Below are 24,757 nucleotides of genomic sequence, written 5' to 3' on the forward strand. Positions count from 1 at the left end.
CACCCTCCGTTGGTGGCGCCGTGCTGATCTCTAACAATCGCCGGGGGGGGCCGCCCCCCCCCGCGGCGGCCCCCCCCGACTCGGCTATCAATCAGTAGGAGGGCTGAGCCTGGACGTTCAGCTCATCGAACCTGACTCGCTTCGCCGAGGCGACCCGCGGGTCGCGCAGGTCGAAGACGTCGAAGCCGCGCTGGATCTCGTTGGAGTAGATGTAGCCGTTGTAGTAGTAGGTCGACCAGGGCCCGGCGATCGTCGAGGTGTCCTCGAACGGACCACGGTCGAACCAGGCGATCTCCTTCGGGTTGGCCGAGTCGGTGAAGTCGTAGACCGACACACCGCCCTGATACCAGGCCTGGACCATGATGTCCTTGCCCTTGACCGGGATCAGCGAGCCGTTGTGGGCGACGCAGTTCTCGGTGTTGGACTGGGTGCGCGGGATCTTGTAGTAGGACTTGAAGACGAGCTGGCCGCCCTCGATGTCGTAGATGCCGTTGGCGCCCTTCTCCATCCCGGTCTCCGGGTTGCAGGTCGGCGCACCGCCGCCGCCGAGCTCGTCGGTGAAGACGACCTTGGTGCCGGTGTTGTTGAAGGTGGCCGAGTGCCAGAACGCGAAGTTCGCGGTGTCGGTCACCTGCTCGGTCACCACCGGGTTCTCGCGGTCGGAGATGTCCATCAGGATGCCGTCGCCCATGCAGGCGCCGGCGGCGATGTCCTTGGACGGGTAGGTGGTGATGTCGTGACAGCCGGCGGTGTTGGTGTACCCACCGTCAGGGAACAGCACCGGCTCGTTGACCACCGCGGCCCGCTCCGGCGCCCGCTTCGGGATCTTGACGATGCTGATCTTGTCGTGCGGAGGCTGGCAGTCGGGGTACTCCGCACGCGGACCGTAGGAGGAGACGTACGCGTAGACGTCCCTCCCGTTCTTGCTCGGTGCCAGCGAGTGGGTGTGGGAGCCGCACTTAGTCTCGACCGCCGCGACGTACTCCGGGTCTCTCGGGTTGCTGATGTCGAAGACGCGGATGCCTTCCCACGACTCCTTGATCGCGGCCGACTGCGCCACGTTGTCGCAGGTGTTGTTGCTGCGGCTGGAGTCGACGGAGAGAACCAGCAGGTCGTCGTAGACGGAGATGTCGTTCTGGGACCCGGGGCAGGCGTACTGCTTGACGAGCTTCGGCTTCTTCGGGTTCTTGATGTCGATGACGTTGAACCCGTTGTAGTTGCCCGCGAACGCGTAATGCCCTTGGAAGGCGAGGTCGCTGTTGAGGGCGTTGGCAGGGGTGAAGGCACCCGACTTGGGGATGTTGGCGATCAGGTGCATGTTGGGTGTGCCGTCGGACTCGCCGGCGGGCACGACCGGATTGTTGGCGCCGAGGTTGGCGAGATCGTTGCCGGCGACGCAGGCGGAGGCGAAGTTGTCACCGAGCTTGGTGATCGCCTGCTTCTCCTCGGCGGTGCAGCTCGTCTGGGCCTCGGGAGCCTCTGTGGTCTCGGTGCCGTGGGTGTGGGACTCGTCTGCGGAGGACGGGGCCGCGACGGCCAGCCCTCCTGCGACAACCATGACCACCGCGATGGGGGCCAGGTATTGGGTAGGTCGTCTAAGCCTCATGTTCGCAAGCCTTCCGAGTCGGCCGCCGTGGGGTGGCACGGGCAGGACCACTCAACTTTAGTAAAAGTCGTACACGAGAGGCATGGAATATGAATAAATTGTTCACCTCTGCGGGATCTCGGAAGGAGACACGTGCGCGGTAGGCGGTTGGGTGTCATCACATCGGGTGTCGTGTTCGCTGCGATCTCGCTCGGCGGGTGCGGAGGTTCCTCGGACGACGCGCACGGCGAGCACGCAGGTCACTCGCCCAGCCCGGAGGCGGCCGCCCAGTCGGCCCCGGTGGTCCAGGGCGGAGCGCCGGGTGAGGCCGCGACGACGATCTCGCCCTCGGCTGCTGCCACGGACCCGTGGACCCAGACCGATGCCGACTTCGTGACGATGATGATCCCGCACCACGCCCAGGCGCTGGAGATGACCCGGCTGGCGCGCGAGTACGGCGTCCACCCCGAGGTCGTCTCCTTGGCCAAGCGCATCGAGTCGGCCCAGGGCCCCGAGATCGTGGCGATGAGCGGTTGGCTCAACACCCGCGGGTTGCGGGTGCCGCGTGCCTCCGACCCCGCGCACACCATGGCCGGCATGCTCACGCCGGATCAGATGAGCGAGCTCGGCAAGGCCCGTGGCCAGGAGTTCGACCGGCTCTTCCTTACCGGGATGATCCAGCACCACCAGGGCGCCCTGGAGATGGCCGAGCCGATGGCTTCCAAGGGCAGCGACGCACTGGCGCTCGAGATGGCGACGGACGTCGAGGCCACCCAGTCGGTCGAGATCGACATCATGGAGAAGCTGCTCGAAGAGCTGTGAGAACCGGTACGGTTCCGCGGTGCCCCTCGCCCCCGCCCGCCGTCGACGCGTGCTGATCGGCTCCGCCGTCGTCGTCTGCCTCGCCCTGATCATGACCGCGCTGGTCTACACAGGCGTCGTGATGCCGACCCGCCTGTTCGCGGCAAAGTACGACGTACGCGGCATCGACGTCTCCCACCACAACGGCACCATCGACTGGCCACGGGTCGCCGAGCAGGACATCGACTTCGCCTGGATCAAGGCGACCGAGGGCTCTGCGCACGTGGACACGCGCTTCGCCGCCAACTGGGCCGAGGCCCAGCGAGCTGGAATCGCGACCGGCGCCTATCACTTCATGAGCTTCGAGAGCCCGGGCGCCGACCAGGCGCACAACATGATCGCCACCGTGCCTCGCGTGGCCGGCACTCTCGTCCCGGTCGTCGACCTGGAGCCCTATGGCTCCTTCAAGGGGAACCTGCCGCCCGCCACCGAGGTCCGCGCCATCCTGGACCCGCTGCTCGCCAAGCTCGAGGCTCACTACGGCATCGCGCCGGTCATCTACACCACCCCGTCGGCCTACCGCGCCTACCTGGTCGACCTCTACCCCGACAACCCCATCTGGTTCCGCTCCGTCGCCTGGCCGCCCCGGGTGCCCGACGGACGCGACTGGACGGTGTGGCAGTACTCCAACCGCGACCGGCTCGACGGAGTCGGCAGCGCGGACGAGGCGTACGTCGATATGAACGTGCTCTCCGACGACGTCTCGCTCGAATCGCTGGTCATTCGCTGAAATCGCCGAGTCGGCGCATCCTGACCCTCTCGCTCGCTTCGCTCGCGAGGCACGGGTCAGGATGCGCCGACTCGGCTTTGAATCAGTGGCCGTGACCGTGGCCGTGACCGCCCGCGGGGGCCTCGTCCTCTTCCGGTTTGTCGACGACCAGGGTCTCGGTCGTGAGCAGCATGCCCGCGATCGAGGTGGCGTTGATCAGCGCGGAGCGGGTGACCTTGACGGGGTCGATGACGCCCTGGGCGACCAGGTCGCCGTACTCACCCGTGGCGGCGTTGAAGCCCTGCCCGACACCGAGGTCGCGGACCTTTGTGGTGATGACGTAGCCGTTGTCGCCACCGTTCTCGGCGATCCAGCGCAGCGGCTCGTCGGCGGCCTTGCGGACGACGCGTACGCCGACCGCCTCGTCGCCCTCGAGGCCGAGGTCCTTCTCCAGGACGGAGACGGCGTGGATCAGCGCGGAGCCACCGCCGGCGACGATGCCCTCCTCGATGGCGGCGCGGGTCGCGGAGACAGCGTCCTCGATGCGGTGCTTCTTCTCCTTGAGCTCCACCTCGGTGTGAGCGCCGACCTTGATCACGCAGACGCCACCGGCGAGCTTGGCGAGGCGCTCCTGGAGCTTCTCGCGGTCCCAGTCGGAGTCGGTGCGCTCGATCTCGGACTTGATCTCGTTGACGCGACCCTCGACCGCGGCAGCGTCGCCGCCGCCTTCGACGATCGTGGTGTTGTCCTTCGTGACCGTGATCCGGCGAGCGGTGCCGAGCACCTCGAGGCCGACCTGGTCGAGCTTGAGACCGACCTCCTCGGCGACGACCTGCGCGCCGGTGAGGATCGCGATGTCCTGCAGCATGGCCTTGCGGCGGTCACCGAACGCGGGCGCCTTGACGGCGGTCGCGTTGAAGGTGCCCTTGATCTTGTTCACGACCAGGGTCGAGAGGGCTTCGCCCTCGACGTCCTCGGCGATGATGAACAGCGGCTTGCCCGCGGCGATGACCTTCTCCAGCAGCGGCAGGAGCTCCTGGATGGAGCCGATCTTGCCCTGGACGAGCAGGATCAGCGGGTCGTCGATGACGGCCTCCATCCGCTCCTGGTCGGTCACGAAGTACTGAGAGATGTAGCCCTTGTCGAACTGCATGCCCTCGGTGAACTCGAGCTCGGTGCCCGTGGTGTTGGACTCCTCGACGGTGATGACACCGTCCTTGCCCACCTTCGCGAAGGCCTCGGCGAGGATCTCGCCGATCTTCGCGTCGCGGGAGGAGATGGTGGCGACCGAGGCCATGTCGGACTCGTCGACGACCTCACGGGCGGAGGCACGCAGGGCGTCGCCGACGGCGGCCGCGGCGGCGTCCATACCGCGCTTGAGGCTCATCGGGTTCGCGCCGGCGGCAACCGCGCGCAGACCCTCGTGGACCATCGCCTGAGCGAGGACGGTCGCGGTGGTCGTACCGTCACCCGCGATGTCGTTGGTCTTGGTCGCAACCTCCTTGGTGAGCTGAGCACCAAGGTTCTCGAACGGGTCGTCCAGCTCGATCTCACGCGCGACGGTGACACCGTCGTTGGTGATGGTCGGAGCGCCCCACTTCTTGTCGAGGACGACGTAGCGGCCCTTGGGGCCCAGCGTCACCTTGACGGCGTTGGCGAGGGCGTCGACGCCACGCTCGAGGGCGCGGCGGGCGTTCTCGTCGAACTCCAGGATCTTCGGCATATGCATTTACTCCCTAGTACGCAGAACGCGGCCGGGGCCTAGGACTTGATAAACCCCGTCGGCCCGGCCGCGTTGATGCGAGACGGATGACGTCAGGCGATGACCGCGAGGATGTCGCGAGCCGAGAGGATGAGGTACTCCTCGCCGGCGTACTTCACCTCGGTGCCGCCGTACTTGCTGTAGATGACCTTGTCGCCCACGGCGACGTCGAGCGGGACGCGGTTGCCCTTGTCGTCGATGCGACCCGGGCCGAGCGCCAGGACCTCGCCCTCCTGGGGCTTCTCCTTGGCGGTGTCCGGGATGACCAGACCGGAGGCGGTGGTCTGCTCGGCCTCGACGGCCTTGACGACGATCCGGTCCTCAAGAGGCTTGATGTTGACCGACACTGTGTCGACCTCCCCATTTCTTTTCTACGGAGTCAGACTTCGGTGGGTGTTGCTACGTCTGTGCTTGCGATCTGCCACGTACGCCGTCGCGGGGGTCGCACCCGGCTCGCAAGCGCTGGCACACTCAGGGGGAGAGTGCCAATGCAGACGTTAGCACTCGACTGCAATGAGTGCCAGCAAGGCTGGCTCTATCGACGCCTGTCGCTGCCCGGGAGCCTCACCAGGAGCGCGATCGCGCCGGCGACGAGACCGACGATGATGATGCCGCCGGCAACCACGAGCGACCGCAGATTCTCCTCGTCTTCGTCCTCGAACTCCTTGACCGAAGTGATCTGGAGCTCTTCACCGTCGCTCAGCGCCGTCATCTGCGATGAGTCCTCGGGCAGCGCGGAGATCTCGACAGAGGGCTTGCGACTCGGCTTCTGCTCCTTCTCGGTCGCACTCACCGACGGCGCGCGCTCCTTCTCGGGCTTCTTCGCCGCCCCCGCCGCAGCTGCCTCATCGTCCTCTGCCGCGGCGCTCTGCTCCGCTTCGGCCTCAGCCGTCTGGCCCGCCTCGTCGTCCTCGCCCTGCCCGCCTTCGGCTTCCTCCTCTGCCTCGGGGTCGTCGTCTTCCTCGGGCCCGTCCGACGAGGGGACCCGGGTGTACTCCACCGAGTAACCCTCGATCGGGCGCCCGTCGCTGTGCCAGACGACCGTGGTGCGTTGCGGCGTGGACAGGGTGCGCACCTCCGAGCCGCCCCACCTGCCCCGGCTGTCCACGCAGTAGGACACGATCAGGTAGCCCTCGGGCGCAGTCGCCACGCTCGAGGAATCACCGTCCAGTTCGCGGTAATCGTCACCGTGCATGCAGTGACGCACCGGGGTCACCGTGTCAGCGGATGCGGGCGCGGCGAACAACAACGACAGCAGGGTCATGACGCCCGCGAGCGCCCAGAGGCTCACCAGAACTCGACGTGGGTGTCTACGCACCCGGCGGATCCTAGATCACAAACACCCGGTGGGGTAATGGAGTTTTGCCCGGACCGGAAACCGGCCTGAGAGGATCGGCTGCATGGATCTCGATGCCTTCTCCTGGTTGCTGACCGATGACGGGCAGCGGCTGCTGGCGCGGGCCACCGAGATGTCGGCGTCGGCGCCAACCGATCGCAGAGGTGACGGCAAGGACTCGGCGCTGGCGGTGCAGACCGCGCTGCGCAAGAACGAGACGGCCGAGCGCGTGGCCGTGGCGATGACCCAGGTCGACCTGCGCCGGAAGGCGGCCGCCAAGTTCGGCGACCTGGCACCGCGGATGTACTTCACCCCCGACGGCCTAGAGCAGGCCACCCGGCTCGCCGTCGCCCACCACCGGGCGGCCCGGCTGCGTGCCTTCGATGCGACGAGCGTGATCGACCTGGGCTGCGGGATCGGCGGTGACCTGATCGCCTCCTCGCGCGCCGGGCTCACCGCCGCCGGGGTCGACAACGATCCGGAGCGGGTCGCCGTCGCCCAGGCGAACCTCGACGCCCTCGGGCTGCCGGGTGCGGTGACCGTCGCCGACGCGACAGGTGTCGACCATTCCCCCTTCGACGTCGCGTACGCCGACCCAGCACGCCGCGGTGCCAAGGGCCGGGTCTTCTCCGCGGAGGGGTGGACCCCACCGTGGTCGTGGGTCGAGACGCTCTTCGCGCGCGACGCGTGTGTGAAGGTCGCGCCCGGGATCCCGCACGAGCTCGTACCCGACAAGGTCGAGGCCGAATGGGTCAGCGACCGCGGCGAGGTCAAGGAGGCAGCGCTGTGGTCGGGTTCGCTGGCCAGCACGCACCGGCGGGCCACCGTGATCGGCGAGCGCGGCCTGGCGACGCTCACCTCCGAGGACGACCCCGGCGCCGAGGTCGGCCCGGTCGCCGAGTTCCTCTATGAGCCCGACGGGGCCGTGATCCGCGCCGGGCTGGTCACCGCGGTAGCCGCCGGGGTGCAGGGTCATCTGGTCGACGAGCACATCGCGTACGTCGCCTCATCCGCCTCCTTCGAGACACCGTTCGCCCGTGGGTATCAGGTGCTCGAGGAACTCCCCTACCGGGAGAAGCAGCTCAAGGCGGCGCTGCGCGAGCGCGGGATCGGGAAGCTGACCATCAAGAAGCGCGGCGTACAGGTCGTGCCCGAGCAGCTCCGCAAGCGGCTCGCGCTGTCCGGCTCCGAGGAGGCCACGATCGTGCTCACCCGGGTTGCGGGCGAGGGGACCTGCCTGTTGGTGCGGCCCTTCTGAGGGTGGAGGTCAGGTGGAGGTCAGGTGGAGGTCAGACCAGGACGGTGGTGATCGGCTGGGAGGAGTCCGCCGGGAGATCAAGCGCCGAAGGCGTACGTCCCCTGGCCACCATCTCCGCCCCCAGAGCCGCAACCATCGCGCCGTTGTCCGTGCACAGGCCCGGGCGTGGGACCCGGACGCGGATGCCGAGCTTGGTGGCGCGCTCCTCGGCAAGCACCCGGAGCCGGCTGTTGGCCGCGACCCCACCGCCGATGATGATGTCCTCGATGCCTTCTGAGGAGGCCGCGTCGAGGGCCTTTCGCACCAGGATGTCGACCACGGCCTCCTGGAAGCTGGCGGCCACATCGGCAACCGGGACGGATTCGCCACTGCGCTCCTTGGCCTCGATCCAGCGGGCGACCGCGGTCTTGAGGCCGGAGAAGGAGAAGTCGAACCGGTGTCGCTCCAGATCGCGGCGGCTGCTGAGCCCGCGGGGGAAGTCGATCGCGATCGAGCTGCCCGACATCGCGGTCCGGTCGATCACCGGGCCGCCAGGAAAGCCGAGGCCGAGCAGACGAGCGACCTTGTCGAAGGCCTCGCCCGCGGCGTCGTCGATGGTCGCGCCCATGGGGTCGACGCCCACCGTGATGTCGGTGACCTTGAGCAGGCTGGAGTGGCCGCCGGAGACGAGCATGGCGACGCACGGCTCGGGAAGCGGACCGTGCTGGAGCTGGTCGACCGCGACGTGGGACGCCAGGTGGTTGACCCCGTAGATCGGCTTGTCGAGCGCGAGTGCGAGCGCCTTGGCCGCCGCCACGCCGACCAGCAGGGCACCCGCGAGGCCTGGTCCCGAGGTGACGGCGATCGCGTCGACGTCGTGGAGCTTGATGCCCGACTCCTCGCAGGCCCGCTCGATCGTCGGCACCATCGCCTCCAGGTGCGCCCGGCTGGCGACCTCCGGCACGACCCCGCCGAACCGGGCATGCTCCTCGACGCTGCTCGCCACCGCGTCCGCCAGGAGCGTGTGGCCTCGCACGACTCCGATCCCGGTCTCGTCGCATGAGGTCTCGATGCCAAGGACCAAGGGCTCGTCGGCGATAGGACCAGCAGTCATAGGTGCATTCTGCCTTGCGAGCGCTGAGCAGTTGGAAAGCGGCGCGGCCAGCGAGCGGGTTCCGCCTGCGCTGGAAGGAATTTTCCTTCCGCTCGATAGCAGCGTCAGGGTCACAGCGTCAGGGTCACAGGGCCACAGCGTGACCCGGCGGCCTCCGCACTGGACTACGTTCTCTGCGGAAAGAATTTTCTTTCCGCCAGCACCGCCGGGTCCAAGATCAGTCGATCCTCCGGAAGGAATTTTCTTTCCGTCCAAGGATGAAGCCGTCGGCTGGGGGCAACGGCTATCAGGCCGCTGCAGCGTCGCTCGAGACCTCTACCAAAGACGTATACGCCGCGTCCCACAGGCGACGGGCGAGACCGTCGTCGAGCGGCTCAGCTGCGCACAGACCGTCCCATAGTCCGCGAAGTATCGCTTCCACTCCTGCCAGTTCGAAGTCGGTGAGCTCGCGGCCAATTACCGATCGAAACCAGAACCTCGCGTCATGCCACAGTTCGCCCACTGCTTGTCCGACTCCGTCGTCAGAACGGGCAAGTTCCTCAAAGCCCAGCCATGCTCTCAGGAAGAAGAGATCGTCCTCGTTCTCCGGCAGAAAGCCTGCCCACCCGGTCGCATTCACCCGGTCCGCGACCCGAGTCCAGAACATGTCCGCGAACGCAGCGGTGGCGTGCGGCAGCATCTCCTGCGTCCCGCCGAACCACCGGTGCAGCGTCGAGACTCCCGTGTTCGCCTCCTTGGCGATCGTCTGAAGCGTGGGCGGGCGGAGTCCGCCGCGGCCGATCGTCCTGGCCAGAGCGAGGCCTGCTGTCCGCGAGTCGAAAGCGTTGCGTCTGAGGTGCATGACACCCATCGCAGCACAGAGCACCGACAATGTGGCTCCGTCAGCCTCGCTGCTCAGGCCGGAGCCACGAGATTGAAGGCCAGTACGATCCCGGTCGCCCCGTCGCGGTAGTAGCGCTCGCGGCGGTCGATCTCGACGAACCCGGCGCGGTCGTAGAACGGAAGGGCTGCGGTGTTGTCCTCGCGTACCTCGAGCAGGATCCGCTCGGCGCCCTCCTCACGGGCGAGGTCGATGCAGGCACCGAGAAGCACGCGCCCGATCCCGCGGCGGCGCTGCTCCTCGGCGGTCGCGATCCGCTGGAGCTCGGCGATCTCGTAGACGACGCTCACCAGCGCATGGCCGATGACCGTTCCCGCATCATCAACGGCGGCGAGGATGCGGACCGTCGGCATCTTCCCGTCGATCGCCACCTGCAGGTACTCGGGCGTCCAGGCATCGTCGGGAAACGCCTCGAGCTCGAGGGCGGCAATCGCGTCGACGTCGTCCGGGCCGGCCGGGCGTACGTTCACTGACGGGTCACCTTCTTCTGCACCTTCGTCTGCACCTTCTTCTGCACCTTCTTCTGGGCAGCCTGCTCCACCGCATCGGGCCGGCGCAGGTAGAGCGGCTCTGGATCCATCAGCTCCACCTGCTCCTCGGCCACCGCCCGCGCCAGCCAGCCGGCCGACGGCCGCACCGGGCCGAACGGCGTCGGGAACGCGTCGGGATAGAGCAGCGCACCCTCCCCGACGACCGGCGCCGAGGTGGCGACCTCGGCGGGGCGGGCGACGACAGGGCCCTCGAGGCGTACGCCATCGGGGTCGTAGGAGGCCAGGTAGACCTCCTTGCGCCGCGCATCCGTCGCCACGAAGAACCCACCCTCGATCTCCTTGGTGGTCGAGCTTGTCGAGACCGCGGCCTCGACCGCCAGCACGTCCAGCGTGCAGACCGCATAGACCGGGATCTCCAGCGCGAACCCGAGCGTCCGGGCGGTGACCAGCCCGACCCGCAGGCCGGTGAACGGTCCGGGGCCTGCGCCAACGGCGATGGCGGTCAGATCCTGGCGTACGATCCCGGCCTCCGTCAGAACGTCGGAGATCAGCGGCGCGAGCTGCTCACCATGCTTCATGGTGCGGTCGGAGACGACCTCGGCGACGACGTCGTCGCCATCGTGGATCGCCACAGTCACCTGGGGCGTGGCGGTGTCAAAGGCGAGAAGCACAACTCACACCCTAGAGCGCGCTGAGGTCCACGCCGCGCCAGCGGGCCCCGACAGGGACGATCTCCACGCGTCGAGGATCCGCACCGTCGGGCGCCTCGACCAGATCCAACGGAGCCTCGTCTGCCTCGGCACGTACGATCCGGATCTCCAACCGGGACTCGGAAAGCCCCTCGGCCAGGCCCTCGCCCCACTCCACGACCGTCACCGCGTCGTCGAGATCGGTGTCCAGGTCGAGGTCGTCGAGCTCCTCGATCCCGCCGAGCCGATAGGCGTCGACGTGGACGAGCTCCGGGCCGCCGACGGTGGAGGGATGCACCCGGGCGATCACGAAGGTCGGCGAGGTGATCTCGCCGCGCACCCCGAGCCCCGCCCCGAGGCCCTTGGTGAAGGTGGTCTTGCCGGCGCCGAGGCCGCCGGAGAGGACGAGTACGTCACCGGCCGCGACCAGGCCGGCGACCCGTCGACCGAGCTCGAACATGGCGTCGGCGTCGAGCGCCTCGACGACATACTCGTTCAGCGGACGGTGCAGCCGCACCGCGGGAGACTCACGGGAGATCTCCCGGCTGTGCTGTCTTCTGAAGCCTTGCCGCTCCCAGAACCGCAGCGTCTCCGGAAGCTCCTCGCGCGCGATCACCGCGAGATCGTCGAAACCCTCGGAGACCGCGACGCCGGCGGCGTACGTCACCATCTTGTGCGCCACCCCATGACCCTGCTGATCAGGCAGAACAGCGAAACGACGCAGCCACATGGTCGAGTCCACGGGATCCATGAGGACGGCCCCGACGCCGACCCCGTCCAATCGCGCCACCACTCCGCCGAAGCCGGAGAGGCGCTCCTTCATCGACCCCTCGGTCTCCCCGAGCGCATCCGCGGGCGGATCCAGCGGCGGGCGAGCGGAGAAAGCCGCCCGGACGATACCGAGCACCTCGGTCGCGGCCTCCGGCCCGACCCGCTCGAAGACGAGCGTCATGCCGAAGCCGCATCCCGGGTGGCCGAGGCGAGCAGCTGGTCGAGCTCGGCGTTGACCTGACCGTGCCGCTCGAGGATGACCATGTGGCCGGCCTTCTCACACTCGACCAACCGGGAGCCCGGGATGTAGGAGTGCAGCTTGCGGCTGTGGCCGATCGAGGTCAGCCGGTCGGCGGTGCCGCAGATGATCGTGGTCGGCACCCTGCCGAGCGTGGTGATCGACGCGAACTTGTCCAGCGCCCGGAAGCTCGGGAAGAACTCCGCGACGACCTCGAACGGCGTCTGAGAGAGCAGCCCGTCCACGAAGTCGACGTACGCCTCCGGCACCTCGTCCCCGAAGGCGAACACATCGGTGAAGACGGTCGCCACCGAGGCCCCCATCGCGCGGAACCGGTCGACGACCCCATGTCCCCTGGCCAGCGTCCGCATGGTGCGGTTGGCGATCCCACCGGACAGCTTGGCCGGGAGCACCGGGATCAGCAGCCGGCTCGGGTCCAGGCCGCCGGCGGTCGTCGAGATCAGGGCGGTGCCGATGATGCGGCCACCCTCGTCGTACGGGGCGAACAGCTCGGGGTGGTCCTCGGCGAGCGCGGCGATCGTCATCCCGCCCATCGAGTGGCCCACCAGAATCACCGGACCCTCCGGTACGACCGCGTCCAGCACCCGGAGCAGGTCGTCGCCGAGCTGATCGATGGTGGCGTTGCCGAGCGAGGAGCGGCCGCTGCGGCCGTGGCTGCGCTGGTCGTAGAAGACCGACCGCACCAGGCCCCGGTAGGCGGCGCGCTGGAAGTGCCAGCAGTCGAGGTTGAGGCAGTAGCCGTGCACGAAGACGAGCGTCACCCCGCTCGCACCGCCGGGGTGCGAGTGAGCCGGGTCGACCTCGTCGACCTCGACATGAAGAGGTACGCCGTCGGAGGTCACCACGGTGACCGGGCAGGACCGCAGCGTACCGAGCGGGGTCCGGTCCTCGGGGCGTTCCTCGATCGCGCGGCGGTGTTTCCTGACCACCACCGCGCCGCGGGCCGCGGCGGCGACAGCCGCCGCTCCCAGAGTGCCCGCCGCGATCTGGCCGATCCGTGCTGCGATGCTGCTCATGTGTCGTCTCCCTGCTCGGTGTCGACGTCTGTGTCAACATAACGGCGCTTCATCCGTCCTCCGATCCTGGTGACGACCTCGTACGCGATGGTCTCGCTCGCCTCGGCCCAGTCCTGGGCGGTCGGCTCGCCATCGGCACCGGTGCCCCACAGGAGCACCTCGGCACCGCGTTCGACCGAGGCGTCCCCGAGATCGACGACGATCTGGTCCATGCAGATGGTGCCGCGAACGGGGTATCGAGCTCCGTCGATCCACACCTCGGCGCGATTCCCGGCACGACGCTGGATGCCCTCGGCGTAACCGACCGGGATCAGCCCCACCCTCGTCGGCTCGTCGGCCACCCAGGTGTGGTTGTAGGAGACACCCGCACCGGCCTCGATCGGCTTCACAAGCGCCAGCTCGGCCCGCACGGTCATCGCCGGGACGAGTCCGAGATCGGCCCACGGCGATCCCTCGACGCCGGGCGCCGGGTCGATGCCGTACGTCGCGATCCCGACCCGCACCAGGTCGAGCCGTGCGCCGGGGCGCAGCAGCGCTCCAGCGGAGTTGGCCAGGTGACGTACCTCCGGCCGGAGGCCGGCCTCCTCGGCGACCGCGAGCGCCTCGGCGAAGACCTTCTCCTGGAGGGCACTGGTCGGGTCGGCGGTGTTCTCGCTGGCGCTGAAGTGCGACCAGATCCCGGTGACCCGGATCGCTCCCTCGGCCTCCAGGACGCGCGCCAGCCCGACCAGCTTCGACCAGTCGGCGAAGGCCGCGCCGCCCCGGCTGAGCCCGGTGTCGACCTTGAGCTGCACCCGGGGCGTACGACCCAGGGTGTCGCCGGCCGCGGCGAACTTCTCCAGGTCGGCGGTCGTGTAGGCGGTGACATCGATGTCCGCGGCCACGAGCTCCTCGGCGGGCTCGCTGGGCATGATCAGCCAGGCCAGCAGCCTGCCCTCGTCGCCGGACGCGCGCAGCGCGAGCGCCTCGTCGGCCGAGGCCACGCCGAGCCAGTCCGCGCCGCCCTCACGAGCGGCCCGCCCGGCCTCGACCAGACCATGCCCGTAGCCGTCGGCCTTGACCACGGTCATGATCGGCGTACGCAGGTGCTCCCTCAGCCGCGAGACGTTGTGTCGGATCGCGGCGAGGTCGATGACGATCTCGGCTCGCCGAAGCGGAGCCCGAGGCGCTGGGCTCGGTGACATGGTGTCAAGGATAGTTGCCGCTAGCTCGAGACAGCAGGAAGGGACCGGATAACGGCAGGTATCGCGGCGGCGACCCCGCTCGCGGTGACCGGCCCGCCGGCGCTGGCGAGAGTGGCGGCCGCACCGTGCAGCCAAGCGCCCGCCGAGGCGGCGTCGATGGGAGCGAGCCCGGCGGCGAGCAACGAGCCGATCAGCCCTCCGAGTACGTCCCCCGAGCCTGCGGTGGCCAGCCAGGACGTGCCCGTGGTGTTGACCCGTACCGGCGTGGCGGGGTCGGGCGAGGCGATCGTGGTGCGCCGCCCCTTGAGCAGCACCACCGCATCGAACCGCTTGGCCGCGAGCCGTGCGTAGTGCAGCGGACGGGCCTCGATCTCGCCGCGGTCCTCCCGGATCAGCGCCGCCAGCTCGCCCGCGTGCGGAGTCAGGATCGCGGGCACCCCGAGCGGCCCGTTCAGCGCGCGAAGGCTGTCGGCGTCGATGACCAGAGGTACGCCGCTGGCTCGGGCGAACGCGAGCGCGCTGTTGGCGCCGTCGGCGCTGCCGGAGCCGACCACCCAGGCCTGTGCCTGGCCGTCGCCGACGACCTCCGGGTTGTGTCGCTTGACCCACTCCGAGGCGGTGCCGACGTAGCGGACCATCCCGGCCAGGCCGGTGTTGGCGCCGGAGACGGCCAGCAGCGCGGCGCCGGGGTAGGTGGCGCTGCCGACTCTCAGCCCCACCACGCCGCGGGAGTACTTGTGCCCGTCCGGCGCGGGACGCGGCACCAGGTCCGCCACATCGGCGGCCTCGAGGCTCTCGATGGCCGGCGTCGGAAGCCGCAGGCCGATGTCGACCAGTTGCACCGTCCCGCACGCCGACGCGGCCGGATCGAGAAGATGGCACGGCTTGTACGTCCCGAAGGCGACCGTCAGGTCAGCGGCCACATGGGCTCCGTCGACCTCCCCTGTGTCGACGCAGACCCCGCTCGGCGTATCGACGGAGACGACCGGGATCCCGGCGAGCAGGGTCAGCGCCGCCTCGGCGTCCGGCCTCAGCCCGGGCTTTCCCCCGATCCCGACGATCCCGTCGATGACGACCGAGGGTTGTGAACCTGAGAGTGACCCATAGCCCTCGCTGAGCTTCACAACCCTGCCCCCGGCGGTCCTCAGAGCCACCAGGCCACCGGGGTGGGCCTCGTCGGAGAGCAACCACGCCTCCACCTGCGCGCCCCGGCGCGCGAGAAGCGCACCGGCGTACAACGCATCCCCGCCGTTGTCCCCGCTCCCGACGAGCAGCACGATGCGCTTCCCGTAGGCCCCGCTCAAGAGGTCGATGACCGCGTAGGCCAGCCCGGCCGCCGCACGCTGCATCAGGACACCTTCTGGCAGGCTCGCCATCAGGGCCTTCTCTGCCGCTCTGACCTGCTCAACCGAGTGCGCACGCCGCATGGCCCAAGCCTACGCGCCAATGCGCTGGCGGGGTTGGGCCGAAGGGCTCGAACAAGCCCCGTCAGTCCTCCAGGACGACCATCGCCGAGGCGATGCCGGCGTCGTGGGAGAGCGAGAGGTGGACGGTGACGACGCCGAGCTTCGTGGCCTGCGCCAGCACTGTGCCCCGGAGCTCGAACCGGGGCTGGCCGGAGGACTCCGAGATGACCTCGGCGTCGTGCCACTCCATCCCCTGCGGCGCGCCGAGCGCCTTGGCGAGCGCCTCCTTGGCGGCGAACCGGGCGGCCAGCGAGGCCATCGGCTTCAACGCCTCCGCGGGCGTGAACAGACGCTCCCGCAGCCGAGGCGTACGCTCCAGCGACTCCTCGAACCGCCCCAGATCGCACACGTCGATCCCGACTCCGACCACGGCCATCAGCGCAGCGCCATCACTCGACCGTGACGGACTTGGCGAGGTTGCGCGGCTGGTCGACGTCGTAGCCGAGCTCGGTGGCGAGCTGGCAGGCGAAGAGCTGCAGCGGCACGACCGCGACGAGCGGCTGCAGGAGCACCGGCACCTTGGGCAGCCGGATGATCGTGTCGGAGACCGAGTCGACCGAGTCGTCGCCCTCCTCGACCAGGGCGATGGTGCGCGCGCCGCGCGCCCGCACCTCCATGATCCCCGAGCGCATCTTGTCGTGCAGGAAGTCACGTCCCCGCGGGGGCACGATGCACCAGATCGGCAGGCCCTCCTCGACCAGCGCGATCGGACCGTGCTTGAGCTCACCGGCGGCGAACCCCTCGGCGTGCAGGTAGGCGAGCTCCTTGAGCTTGAGCGCGCCCTCCAGCGCCACCGGGTAGCCGGCGTGGCGCCCGAGGAACAGGAAGGCCCGGCGGTCCGCATACTCACGAGCCAGCTCGTAGACCTGCGGTGCGGTCTCCAAGACCTTCGCGACCGCGTCGGGCATCGCCTCGAGCTGGGTCATCACGCCGTCGATCTCGTCGCCGTACATGGTGCCCTTGACCTGGGCCAGGTAGAGCGCGAGCAGGTAGCAGGCGACCAGCTGGGTGACGTATCCCTTGGTCGAGGCGACCCCGATCTCCGGGCCGGCGTGGGTGTAGATGACCGCGTCGGACTCGCGCGGGATCGTGGAGCCGTTGGTGTTGCAGATCGCCAGCACCTTGGAGCGCTGCGAGCGCGCGTGCCGGATCGCCTGCAGCGTGTCGGCGGTCTCGCCGGACTGCGAGATCGCCACCACCAGGGTGGAGTTGTCGAGGATCGGGTCGCGGTAGCGGAACTCGGAGGCCAGCTCGACCTCGACCGAGATCCGGCACCAGTGCTCGATGGCGTACTTCGCGACCATCCCGGCATAGAACGACGTCCCCGCGGCGATGATGATGATCTTGGTGACCTCGCGCAGCTCGTCGTCATCGAGCCGCATCTCGTCGAGGTGCAGAGACCCCGAAGGCGTACGCCGCCCCAGCAGCGAGTCGGCGACCGCACGAGGCTGCTCGAGGATCTCCTTGCGCATGAACCAGTCGTGACCGTCCTTCTCGGCGGCGGCGAGGTCCCAGTCGACGTGGAAGCGGCAGCCCTCGGCAGGGGTGCCGTCGAAGTTCGTGACGGTCGCGCCGTCGCGGGTGATGGTGACGACCTGGTCCTGGTCGAGCTCCATCGCCTCGCGGGTGTGCTCGATGAAGGCGGCGACGTCGGAGCCGAGGAACGACTCCCCCTCGCCGAGACCGACCACGAGCGGGCTGTTGCGCCGGGCGGCGACGACCCGGGACGGGTCCTGGGCGTCGATCGCGACGAAGGTGAACGCACCTTCGAGGATCGAGCAGACCTTCTGCATCGCGATGGTCAGGTCGGCCCCGCCGACGACCTCGCGCTCGAGCAGGTGGGCGGCGACCTCGGTGTCGGTCTGCGAGGTGAACTCGTGTCCGTCGGTCTCCAGCGAGGCCCGCAGCTCGGCGAAGTTCTCGATGATGCCGTTGTGCACGACCGCGACGCGGCCGGTGCGCCCGACGTGCGGGTGGGCGTTGCCGTCGGTCGGACCGCCGTGGGTCGCCCAGCGGGTGTGGCCGATCCCGGTCGTCGACGCCGGCAGCGGCGTACCCGCGATCGCCTTCTCCAGGTTGGCGAGCTTGCCGGCCCGCTTGTCCACCGCCAGCTTCTGGTCCGCGATCAGAGCGATCCCGGCCGAGTCATAGCCGCGGTACTCCAACCGCCGCAAGCCATCGATCACGACGTCCTGCGCCGACCGGTCTCCGACGTACCCAACGATGCCGCACATGGCGGATGATCCTACGGCTCTCGTGGACCCCAGCAGGAAGCGGCGGCGCATGTGCGTAACAATCGTTGCCATGTCACACCCCGGGCCACACGGCGATGACCGCGGCTCCTCGCCCTACGTCGAGCTCGACCGTAGTGCGTGGGCCGAGCTCGCGACCGAGACCGAGAGTCCGCTGACCGAGGCCGAGATCGAGTCTCTGCGGGGCCTGGGCGACCAGATCGACCTCAAGGAGGTCGAGGAGGTCTATCTGCCGCTGAGCCGGTTGCTGAGCCTCTACGTGAGCGCCTCGGACAAGCTCCACGACCAGCAGGAGCTGTTCCTCGGCAAGACGATGCCGGAACGTACGCCGTTCGTCATCGGCGTTGCCGGATCCGTCGCCGTCGGCAAGTCGACCACGGCTCGTGTGCTGCAGCAGATGCTCGCCCACTGGCCCGAGCACCCCAACGTCGCCCTGGTCACCACCGACGGGTTCCTCTACCCCAACGCCGAGCTCGAGCGTCGCGGACTGATGGAGCGCAAGGGCTTCCCGGAGTCGTACGACCGCAAGGCCCTGCTCCGCTTCCTCGTCGACCTCAAGTCGGGTGAGGACGAGGTGCGCGCGCCGATCTACTCACACCTGACCTACGACGTCACCGACCAGACCGTGCTGGTCAAGAAGCCCGACATCGTCATCCTCGAGGGTCTCAACGTCCTGCAGCCCTCCCGGGTCCGCGCCGACGGCACCATCGCCCTCGCCCTCTCGGACTTCTTCGACTTCTCCGTCTTCGTCGACGCCGACTCCCGCGACATCAAGCAGTGGTACGTCGAGCGGTTCCTGCGGCTGCGCGAGACCGCCTTCCGCGACCCGTCGTCCTACTTCACGAAGTACGCCGCCCTGTCGCACGACGAGGCCATCACCCGCGCCACCGAGATCTGGAACGAGATCAACGGCCCCAACCTCCGCGAGAACGTCCTCCCCACCCGCTCCCGCGCCACCCTCGTCCTCCGCAAGGACCGCGACCACTCGGTGCGGTATGTGAGGCTCCGCAAGATCTGATCCCACCCCGTCGGTCGAGCCGGGTTCGTGAGGAACGAACGAACCCGTGTCGAGACCAACACGGCGCCCTCCGCGCTCGATCGGGACGTGTTGGTCTCGACACGCCTCCGCCTAGCGGCTCCGGCGGCTCGACCAGCGGTCGTGGCGGCTCGACCGACGGTGGCTGGTCAGAGGGCCAGGCGGGACCGGACCACGTCCGCGAGCCGCTCGGCACAGGCCTCGGCCTCGTGGTGCGTGGGGGCCTCGACCATGACACGTACGAGGTTCTCGGTGCCCGACGGGCGCAGCAGGATCCGGCCGGAGCCGGCGAGAGCCTTCTCCTCGGTGGCGACGGCCTCGAGGAGCCCGTCGTCGGTCTTGCAGCGGGCCTTGTCGACGCCCTTGACGTTGAGCAGGACCTGCGGGAGGCGGGTGACGACGGAGGCGAGGTCGGCGAGGGTGCGGCCGGTGAGGGACATCCGCTGCAGGACGTGGAGCGCGGTGAGGATGCCGTCGCCGGTGGTGGCGTGCTCGCTCATGATGATGTGGCCGGACTGCTCGCCACCGATGGCGTAGCCGCCCCGGCGCATCTCCTCGAGCACGTAGCGGTCACCCACGGCGGTCTGCTTGACGTGGACGCCCGCGGCGTCCATCGCCTTGACGAAGCCGAGGTTGCTCATCACGGTGACGACCACGGTGTCGCCCGGGAGCCGGCCGGCGTCGTGGAGCCCGAGGGCGAGGATCGCGATGAGCTGGTCGCCGTCGACGAGGTTGCCCTCACCGTCGACGGCCAGGCAGCGGTCGGCGTCGCCGTCCCAGGCGAACCCGACGTCGGCGTCGTGCTCGAGGACCGCCTTCTGGAGCATCTCCGGATGGGTCGAACCGACCCCGTCGTTGATCGAGAGGCCGTCGTTGACGTCGTTGATCGCGATCACCTTCGCCCCGGCCTGGTCCAGGGCAAGCGGGCCCGCGGCTGCGGCCGCGCCGTTGGCGCAGTCGACGACGACGGTCAGCCCGTCGAGGCGGCGCTCCAGGGTGGAGATCAGGTGGGCTGCGTACGTCTCCACGGGGTTCTCGTGGGACGAGATCCGGCCCACCGAGGCGCCGGTGGGGCGGTCCCAGGGCTCGTCGAGGTGTGCCTCGATCCGGTCCTCGAGCACGTCGTCGAGCTTGTGCCCGCCGCGCTGGAGGAACTTGATGCCGTTGTCGGGCATCGGGTTGTGCGAGGCCGAGATGACCACACCGAGGTCGGCCTGGAGGGCCGCGGTGAGGTAGGCGACCCCGGGCGTCGGCAGCACGCCGACGTCGATCACGTCGCAGCCGGCCGAGGCCAGACCGCCGGCCACCGTGGCCTGCAGGAACTGCCCGGAGACGCGCGAGTCGTTGCCGACCACCGCCAGCGGCTTGCGTCCGCTGCCGGAGTCACGCAGCTCCTCGGTCAGGACCAGTGCCGCCGAGGTCGCCAGGTTCTGGGCGAGCGAGGCGGTGAGGATCTCGCCGTTCGCGAGACCACGAACTCCGTCAGTGCCGAAAAGGCGTGCCACGTCCGTGTGACCTTCTTTCGTACGTCGGCCCCCGCCCGAAAAATGAGTCGGGGTGCCTCGGCGAGCCGAGGCACCCCAACAATGCTAGGCGATCTGCTGGGCGATCAGCGCTTGCTGAACTGCGAGGCCTTGCGGGCCTTCTTGAGACCGGCCTTCTTGCGCTCCACGACGCGGGCGTCGCGGGTCAGCAGACCGGCCTTCTTCAGGGTCGGGCGGTTGGCCTCTTCGTCAACGATGTTGAGCGAGCGGGCCACGCCGAGACGCAGCGCGCCGGCCTGACCGGCGATGCCGCCGCCGTCGATGCGGGCGATCACGTCGAAGCGACCCTCGAGCTGCAGCGCGGCGAACGGCTCGTTCGCGATCTGCTGGTGCAGCTTGTTGGGGAAGTAGTCCTCGATGGTGCGACCGTTGATGGTCCACGAACCGGTGCCCGGGACGATCCGGACGCGGGCCACGGACTCCTTGCGGCGGCCGGTCGCGGCGGCCGGGGCGATGGTCGCCGGGCGCTCGGGGGTGTCGGCGGACGGGGCGCTCTCGGAGGTGAAAGCAACGCCCTGCTCGTCGGTCTCGAAGGTCTCCTCGACCTCTGCGGTGTTCTCAGTCATGTTCTGGTCCTGGCTCACTGGGCGATCTGCTTGATCTCGAACGGAACGGCCTGCTGCGCGACGTGCGGGTGCGTCGGACCGGAGTAGACCTTGAGCTTCTTGAGCATCTGGCGGCCGAGCTTGTTCTTCGGCAGCATGCCCCACACAGCGGTCTCGATCGCCTTGCGAGCGTCCTTCTCGAGGATCTCGCCGATCGGGGTCGCGGTCAGACCGCCCGGGTAGCCCGAGTGGCGGTAGGCCAGCTTGGTCTTGGCCTTGTTGCCGGAGAGGGAGACCTTCTCGGCGTTGATGACGATGACGAAGTCGCCGGTGTCCGCGTTGGGCGCGAAGATCGGCTTGTGCTTGCCGCGCAGGAGCTCAGCGGTCTGGACAGCGAGACGGCCGAGACGGACGTCGGTCGCGTCGATCACGAGCCAGGCCCGCTCGATGTCGCCCGGCTTGGGAGCGTAAGTACGCACTTGTGCCTTCTTAGTTCGTTGGACCCGGCGCACGGATGCGCACCGGGATCGTGCTGCGTGGCTTCTGACGAACACGGCCCGGCTTGCCCTGTCCTCTGGGTGGTCCCAGCGACAGTCATCCGGATCTGCGTCCCCGACCGTGCGAATATGATCAGGACGCGGCAGGAGTCACGACCTCACAAGGTTACGAGCCCCCGCACGGCATAGACAAATCAAGACGTACGCCGCCGGTCGGGGAGCCGGGCGGCGTACGCGTTCTTGGGAGGGTCAGCTCGGCTGACCCTGGTTTCCAGTGTCCGTCCGGTTCCTGTGATGAGGCTGTGACAGGCCTTCTGCTCTCCTGAAAACCACAGACGTACGCCGCCGGGACCGTGCCCGGCGGCGTACGTCTTCTCCTGCTCGATGTCGGCTAGCGGTCGACGCCGACCTCACCCTCGGGGGCGAAGAGGTCGGTGACCTCCTCCGGATCGGGGTGCTTCTCGGGCCCGGGCGGGGTGGTCTGGTTCTTCTCGACCACCGGTCGTTTCGGCTCGTCCTCGCCGGTGAGCGCGAGGGCGCCGCCGACGGCACCGCCTGCGACCAGCACCGCTGCCGCGGCCAGGATCAGCTTGCTCGACACGGTCACGCCAGCACGCGGTACTGGATGCCGACCGAGTACTTCCAGATGTCGTAGCGCGAGCTCGAGTTGAGCCCGGCGGTCCACCACACGGCGGGGCAGTACTGCGTCGACGTGCGGCTCTGGATCAGGGTGTTGGGCGAGGCGACGGACGCCATCGTCTTCCACTTGACCGAGTTGCCGAACTGGTGGCGCTGGCGCGACGCCCAGTCGGACGGACGCAGAACATGGGAGACCATGTAGACGTTCTTGGTGTAGCCCTTCGGGCGGCCGCCGTAGTGCTTGAGGGACAGGTTGCGGTAGTTGCCGTCGACCGACTTCGGCAGGCACTTGACGTTCTCGGTGTAGACGGTCGCCTTGGAGCTGGTGCCGGACGCCTTGCAGCGTACGTTCGAGCGCAGGCCGCGGGACTCGGACCAGTCGCTGCGAGCGGGCGCCTTGAGGGTCGAGCAGGAGCCGACGTACTTGTAGTTGAGGGCGTCCGCGGCGGTGACCGTCCTGCTGTAGGTCTTCCAGGTCAGCTTCTTGGCGGACGCGGCGACCGAGATCTGGGCGGCGGTGGCGTTGCCGGCCCTGTCCTTGGTCTCGACGCGGATGTAGTAGGTGCCCGAGACCCGGGTGCCGGCGTTGTTGTAGCCGTTCCACGCGTAGGACGAGGTGCCGGAGAAGCTCGAGGACGAGCCCAGGGTGCGGACCAGGGTGCCGCCGGCGGTGACCACCTTGGCGGTGAGGCCGACGGTCTCGTTCACGGTGAACTTCGCCGTGACCGTGTCGCGGTAGCCGTCCTTGTAGGGGTAGAAGGTCGTCAGGTTGCGGCTCAGGGTGACGACCGGCTTGGTGGCGTCGACGGCACCGAGATCGGCGGTGACGGAGTCGGTCGCGCCGCCCTCGCCCTCGATGAACGCGGTGATCCGGTAGCTGTCGGTCGCGGTCGGCATCGTCGCCTGGACCGTCCCGACGCCGTCGGCGTCGAGCGTGATCGGCGCCGACTGCGGGCCGCTCGGCGAGGTGCCGTTCGAGCCGCTGATCGTCCAGTTCGCCACCGGGTTCGCCCCGAGCCCCTCGACGTTCTCGACGTCGTACGTCACGGGGAACGTCGCACCCCCAGCTGGGGTCGTGGCGGGGACGGTGATCACGACAGTGGTCACCACGGCGGCGGTCGGCTCCTCCGCTACGCCCTCCGTGGCGGGCTCGGTCTCGGGCTCCGGCTCGGTCGCGGGCCCCGTCTCCGGCCCCGTCTCCGGCTCGGTCACGGTTCCCGTCTCGGCCTCCGTTCCGGGATCGGGCTGCGACGGGTCGGCGGGGGCCGTCTCCGACGGGTCGGTGGTGGTCGACGGGGTCTCCGTCGCGAAAGCCGGCACCGCCGGCACGATCAGGGCGACGGCAGCAGCCGCCACCAGTGCGCGGATGCGCATCTGTGGGTTCCTCCGAGTCTTCTGCCCGAGACGGTCTGGGTCGCTTCGCTGTCAGAGAACGCGAGGCGGACGAAACCTATACCCCAGGGCGCACCGTCCGCACCGGGATTTGCCGCGGTGTTACCGACCGGAAGACAACGATGAGACATCTGGCGTAGCCTGATCGTAGGATTGTCTGACAATCAGATGATCTTGGCTCAGATCACCGAGAACGCCCCACAGATGGAGGAGTGCGATGACCCTGCTCAACGAGGCTCAGGCCACCGCTGCGACCAGCTTGACCCCCGCCGCCTTCGCGGCTGCCGAGGCGCACTCCGCGCACAACTACCACCCCCTCGAGGTGGTGATCAGCCACGCCGAGGGCGCGTGGGTGACCGACGTCGACGGCCGCCGCTGCCTCGACATGCTGGCCGGCTACAGCGCGCTGAACTTCGGTCACGGCCACCCCGCCCTGCTGACGGCAGCCCGTGAGCAGCTCGACAAGGTCACTCTCACCTCGCGTGCGTTCGTGCACGACCAGTTCGCCGAGTTCACCACGCGCCTGGCCGCGATGTGCGGCAAGGACATGGTGCTGCCGATGAACACCGGCGCCGAGGCCGTCGAGACCGCGATCAAGGTCGCCCGCAAGTGGGGCTACGACGTGAAGGGCGTCCCCGCCGACCAGGCCGAGATCATCGTGATGGCCGGCAACTTCCACGGCCGCACCACCACGATCGTCGGCTTCTCCGACGACGCCGACGCGCGCGACGGCTTCGGCCCGTTCGCTCCCGGCTTCGTGATGGTCCCCTACGCCGACCTCGCCGCGATCGAGGCAGCCATCACCCCGAACACGGTGGCCGTGCTGGTCGAGCCGATCCAGGGCGAGTCCGGCGTCGTCATCCCCGGCGACGACTTCCTGATCGGGCTGCGCGAGGTCTGCACCCGCGAGAACGTGCTCTTCGCCGCCGATGAGATCCAGGCCGGGCTCGGCCGCACCGGCTACACCTTCGCCTGCGACCACGCCGGCGTGAAGCCGGACATGTACATCCTCGGCAAGGCCCTCGGCGGCGGCATCGTCCCGGTCTCGGCCGTCGTCGCCGACCGCGACGTGCTCGGCGTCATCGGCCCCGGCCAGCACGGCTCCACCTTCGGTGGCAACCCGCTCGCCTGTGCCGTCGGCACCGCCGTCGTCGACCTGCTCGAGACCGGCGAGTTCCAGGCCCGCGCCGAGGCGCTCGGCCAGGTCCTGCGCGACCGGCTGCTGGCCATGGTCGGCAAGGGCATCATCGGCTTCCGCTCCCGCGGCCTGTGGGCCGGCGTGGACATCGACCCGGCCATCGCCAGCGGTCGCGAGATCTGCGAGCGCCTCCTGGCCCGCGGCGTACTCGCCAAGGACACCCACGGCTCCACCATCCGCCTCGCGCCGCCCCTGGTGATCGCCGAGGAGGACCTCCACTGGGCCCTCGACCAGCTCGAGGCAGCCGTCGCGGCCTGACCCAGAGATACGACGGGACGTTCTTGTCGGTTACCA

At 69.0% G+C, this 24,757-nt stretch carries 24 protein-coding genes; 5 read left to right on the forward strand and 19 right to left on the reverse strand.

Annotated features, from left to right (window positions below):
• Positions 1-91: 91 nt before the first annotated feature.
• Positions 92-1,558, reverse strand: a complete 1,467-nt coding sequence (locus tag ACFWQC_RS18725) for an LVIVD repeat-containing protein (RefSeq protein ID WP_378681091.1) — start codon at positions 1,556-1,558, stop codon at positions 92-94.
• A gap of 219 nt (positions 1,559-1,777) precedes the next feature.
• On the opposite strand from ACFWQC_RS18725, the gene ACFWQC_RS18730 reads away from it, so the two are divergent.
• Positions 1,778-2,407 carry a DUF305 domain-containing protein gene (locus ACFWQC_RS18730; RefSeq protein ID WP_378681094.1) on the forward strand — a complete coding sequence of 210 codons (630 nt, stop codon included), beginning with the start codon at positions 1,778-1,780 and terminating at the stop codon, positions 2,405-2,407.
• Between the two features lie 19 nt (positions 2,408-2,426).
• Positions 2,427-3,176, forward strand: coding sequence for a GH25 family lysozyme (locus ACFWQC_RS18735; RefSeq protein WP_378681097.1), 750 nt, complete (start codon positions 2,427-2,429; stop codon positions 3,174-3,176).
• A gap of 82 nt (positions 3,177-3,258) precedes the next feature.
• On the opposite strand, the gene groL is transcribed toward ACFWQC_RS18735, so the two are convergent.
• From groL to ACFWQC_RS18750, 3 genes are all read right to left on the reverse strand, one after another.
• Positions 3,259-4,878 carry a chaperonin GroEL gene (groL, locus tag ACFWQC_RS18740; protein ID WP_378681100.1) on the reverse strand — a complete coding sequence of 540 codons (1,620 nt, stop codon included), beginning with the start codon at positions 4,876-4,878 and terminating at the stop codon, positions 3,259-3,261.
• Positions 4,879-4,970: 92 nt separating this feature from the next.
• Positions 4,971-5,264 (reverse strand): co-chaperone GroES, encoded by a 294-nt coding sequence (gene groES / locus ACFWQC_RS18745; protein WP_008362423.1) that lies wholly within the window; start codon positions 5,262-5,264, stop codon positions 4,971-4,973.
• Between the two features lie 188 nt (positions 5,265-5,452).
• The gene (locus tag ACFWQC_RS18750) at positions 5,453-6,235 is read right to left on the reverse strand and encodes a hypothetical protein (RefSeq protein WP_378681103.1); all 783 of its coding nucleotides are present in this window, start codon (positions 6,233-6,235) and stop codon (positions 5,453-5,455) included.
• 82 nt (positions 6,236-6,317) lie between these two features.
• On the opposite strand from ACFWQC_RS18750, the gene ACFWQC_RS18755 reads away from it, so the two are divergent.
• Positions 6,318-7,511, forward strand: coding sequence for an SAM-dependent methyltransferase (locus ACFWQC_RS18755; RefSeq protein ID WP_378681106.1), 1,194 nt, complete (start codon positions 6,318-6,320; stop codon positions 7,509-7,511).
• Positions 7,512-7,542: 31 nt separating this feature from the next.
• Here ACFWQC_RS18755 and tsaD read toward each other — a convergent pair whose 3' ends face one another.
• The 10 genes from tsaD to glmS form a co-directional block, all read right to left on the reverse strand.
• On the reverse strand, positions 7,543-8,604 hold the full coding sequence (tsaD, locus tag ACFWQC_RS18760) for a tRNA (adenosine(37)-N6)-threonylcarbamoyltransferase complex transferase subunit TsaD (protein ID WP_378681109.1): 1,062 nt from the start codon (positions 8,602-8,604) through the stop codon (positions 7,543-7,545).
• A gap of 286 nt (positions 8,605-8,890) precedes the next feature.
• Positions 8,891-9,475 (reverse strand): hypothetical protein, encoded by a 585-nt coding sequence (locus ACFWQC_RS18765; RefSeq protein ID WP_378681112.1) that lies wholly within the window; start codon positions 9,473-9,475, stop codon positions 8,891-8,893.
• A 23-nt stretch (positions 9,476-9,498) separates the two neighbouring features.
• Positions 9,499-9,954: a ribosomal protein S18-alanine N-acetyltransferase gene (gene rimI / locus ACFWQC_RS18770; protein ID WP_378681115.1), complete on the reverse strand. Its 456-nt coding sequence runs from the start codon at positions 9,952-9,954 to the stop codon at positions 9,499-9,501.
• Entirely contained in the window at positions 9,951-10,646 is a 696-nt protein-coding gene (gene tsaB, locus ACFWQC_RS18775) for a tRNA (adenosine(37)-N6)-threonylcarbamoyltransferase complex dimerization subunit type 1 TsaB (protein ID WP_378681118.1), read from the reverse strand. The genes rimI and tsaB overlap by 4 nt, the downstream gene beginning before the upstream one ends.
• Before the next feature lie 10 nt (positions 10,647-10,656).
• The gene (tsaE, locus tag ACFWQC_RS18780) at positions 10,657-11,616 is read right to left on the reverse strand and encodes a tRNA (adenosine(37)-N6)-threonylcarbamoyltransferase complex ATPase subunit type 1 TsaE (RefSeq protein ID WP_378681121.1); all 960 of its coding nucleotides are present in this window, start codon (positions 11,614-11,616) and stop codon (positions 10,657-10,659) included.
• Positions 11,613-12,710 (reverse strand): alpha/beta fold hydrolase, encoded by a 1,098-nt coding sequence (locus ACFWQC_RS18785; protein WP_378681124.1) that lies wholly within the window; start codon positions 12,708-12,710, stop codon positions 11,613-11,615. The genes tsaE and ACFWQC_RS18785 overlap by 4 nt, the downstream gene beginning before the upstream one ends.
• On the reverse strand, positions 12,707-13,894 hold the full coding sequence (gene alr / locus ACFWQC_RS18790) for an alanine racemase (RefSeq protein WP_378681127.1): 1,188 nt from the start codon (positions 13,892-13,894) through the stop codon (positions 12,707-12,709). Before alr ends, ACFWQC_RS18785 begins: the two co-directional genes overlap by 4 nt.
• Before the next feature lie 20 nt (positions 13,895-13,914).
• Positions 13,915-15,270: a bifunctional ADP-dependent NAD(P)H-hydrate dehydratase/NAD(P)H-hydrate epimerase gene (locus ACFWQC_RS18795; protein WP_378681130.1), complete on the reverse strand. Its 1,356-nt coding sequence runs from the start codon at positions 15,268-15,270 to the stop codon at positions 13,915-13,917.
• A 112-nt stretch (positions 15,271-15,382) separates the two neighbouring features.
• Positions 15,383-15,736: a holo-ACP synthase gene (locus ACFWQC_RS18800; protein WP_378681133.1), complete on the reverse strand. Its 354-nt coding sequence runs from the start codon at positions 15,734-15,736 to the stop codon at positions 15,383-15,385.
• A gap of 13 nt (positions 15,737-15,749) precedes the next feature.
• A complete protein-coding gene (gene glmS / locus ACFWQC_RS18805) occupies positions 15,750-17,594 on the reverse strand; it encodes a glutamine--fructose-6-phosphate transaminase (isomerizing) (protein WP_378681136.1) in 1,845 nt (614 codons plus the stop codon).
• A gap of 70 nt (positions 17,595-17,664) precedes the next feature.
• On the opposite strand from glmS, the gene coaA reads away from it, so the two are divergent.
• Positions 17,665-18,630: a type I pantothenate kinase gene (gene coaA / locus ACFWQC_RS18810; RefSeq protein WP_355019879.1), complete on the forward strand. Its 966-nt coding sequence runs from the start codon at positions 17,665-17,667 to the stop codon at positions 18,628-18,630.
• A gap of 167 nt (positions 18,631-18,797) precedes the next feature.
• Here coaA and glmM read toward each other — a convergent pair whose 3' ends face one another.
• From glmM to ACFWQC_RS18835, 5 genes are all read right to left on the reverse strand, one after another.
• On the reverse strand, positions 18,798-20,153 hold the full coding sequence (gene glmM, locus ACFWQC_RS18815) for a phosphoglucosamine mutase (RefSeq protein ID WP_378681140.1): 1,356 nt from the start codon (positions 20,151-20,153) through the stop codon (positions 18,798-18,800).
• A gap of 104 nt (positions 20,154-20,257) precedes the next feature.
• On the reverse strand, positions 20,258-20,758 hold the full coding sequence (rpsI, locus tag ACFWQC_RS18820) for a 30S ribosomal protein S9 (RefSeq protein WP_183541754.1): 501 nt from the start codon (positions 20,756-20,758) through the stop codon (positions 20,258-20,260).
• Between the two features lie 14 nt (positions 20,759-20,772).
• Entirely contained in the window at positions 20,773-21,216 is a 444-nt protein-coding gene (rplM, locus tag ACFWQC_RS18825) for a 50S ribosomal protein L13 (RefSeq protein ID WP_355019881.1), read from the reverse strand.
• A gap of 409 nt (positions 21,217-21,625) precedes the next feature.
• Complete coding sequence (locus ACFWQC_RS18830) at positions 21,626-21,841, reverse strand: hypothetical protein (protein ID WP_378681145.1); 216 nt, start codon at positions 21,839-21,841, stop codon at positions 21,626-21,628.
• Entirely contained in the window at positions 21,838-23,247 is a 1,410-nt protein-coding gene (locus ACFWQC_RS18835) for a FlgD immunoglobulin-like domain containing protein (protein ID WP_378681148.1), read from the reverse strand. Before ACFWQC_RS18835 ends, ACFWQC_RS18830 begins: the two co-directional genes overlap by 4 nt.
• A 235-nt stretch (positions 23,248-23,482) precedes the next feature.
• Between ACFWQC_RS18835 and rocD the strand changes: the two genes are divergently transcribed.
• Positions 23,483-24,721, forward strand: coding sequence for an ornithine--oxo-acid transaminase (gene rocD / locus ACFWQC_RS18840; RefSeq protein WP_378681151.1), 1,239 nt, complete (start codon positions 23,483-23,485; stop codon positions 24,719-24,721).
• The last annotated feature ends 36 nt before the right edge of the window (positions 24,722-24,757 follow it).

The sequence above is a fragment of the Nocardioides sp. NPDC058538 genome (genome assembly GCF_042719275.1).
Lineage (GTDB): Bacteria > Actinomycetota > Actinomycetes > Propionibacteriales > Nocardioidaceae > Nocardioides.

Coding starts and splice junctions, on each gene's coding strand:
- alr (WP_378681127.1), bottom strand. CDS start 13,894: ATGTCACCGAGCCCAGCGCCTCGGGCTCCGCTTCGGCGAGCCGAGATC.
- tsaD (WP_378681109.1), bottom strand. CDS start 8,604: ATGACTGCTGGTCCTATCGCCGACGAGCCCTTGGTCCTTGGCATCGAG.
- ACFWQC_RS18800 (WP_378681133.1), bottom strand. CDS start 15,736: ATGGCCGTGGTCGGAGTCGGGATCGACGTGTGCGATCTGGGGCGGTTC.
- ACFWQC_RS18785 (WP_378681124.1), bottom strand. CDS start 12,710: ATGAGCAGCATCGCAGCACGGATCGGCCAGATCGCGGCGGGCACTCTG.
- groL (WP_378681100.1), bottom strand. CDS start 4,878: ATGCCGAAGATCCTGGAGTTCGACGAGAACGCCCGCCGCGCCCTCGAG.
- ACFWQC_RS18755 (WP_378681106.1), top strand. CDS start 6,318: ATGGATCTCGATGCCTTCTCCTGGTTGCTGACCGATGACGGGCAGCGG.
- glmS (WP_378681136.1), bottom strand. CDS start 17,594: ATGTGCGGCATCGTTGGGTACGTCGGAGACCGGTCGGCGCAGGACGTC.
- ACFWQC_RS18795 (WP_378681130.1), bottom strand. CDS start 15,270: ATGGCGAGCCTGCCAGAAGGTGTCCTGATGCAGCGTGCGGCGGCCGGG.
- rpsI (WP_183541754.1), bottom strand. CDS start 20,758: ATGACTGAGAACACCGCAGAGGTCGAGGAGACCTTCGAGACCGACGAG.
- ACFWQC_RS18725 (WP_378681091.1), bottom strand. CDS start 1,558: ATGGTTGTCGCAGGAGGGCTGGCCGTCGCGGCCCCGTCCTCCGCAGAC.
- coaA (WP_355019879.1), top strand. CDS start 17,665: ATGTCACACCCCGGGCCACACGGCGATGACCGCGGCTCCTCGCCCTAC.
- rocD (WP_378681151.1), top strand. CDS start 23,483: ATGACCCTGCTCAACGAGGCTCAGGCCACCGCTGCGACCAGCTTGACC.
- tsaE (WP_378681121.1), bottom strand. CDS start 11,616: ATGACGCTCGTCTTCGAGCGGGTCGGGCCGGAGGCCGCGACCGAGGTG.
- ACFWQC_RS18835 (WP_378681148.1), bottom strand. CDS start 23,247: ATGCGCATCCGCGCACTGGTGGCGGCTGCTGCCGTCGCCCTGATCGTG.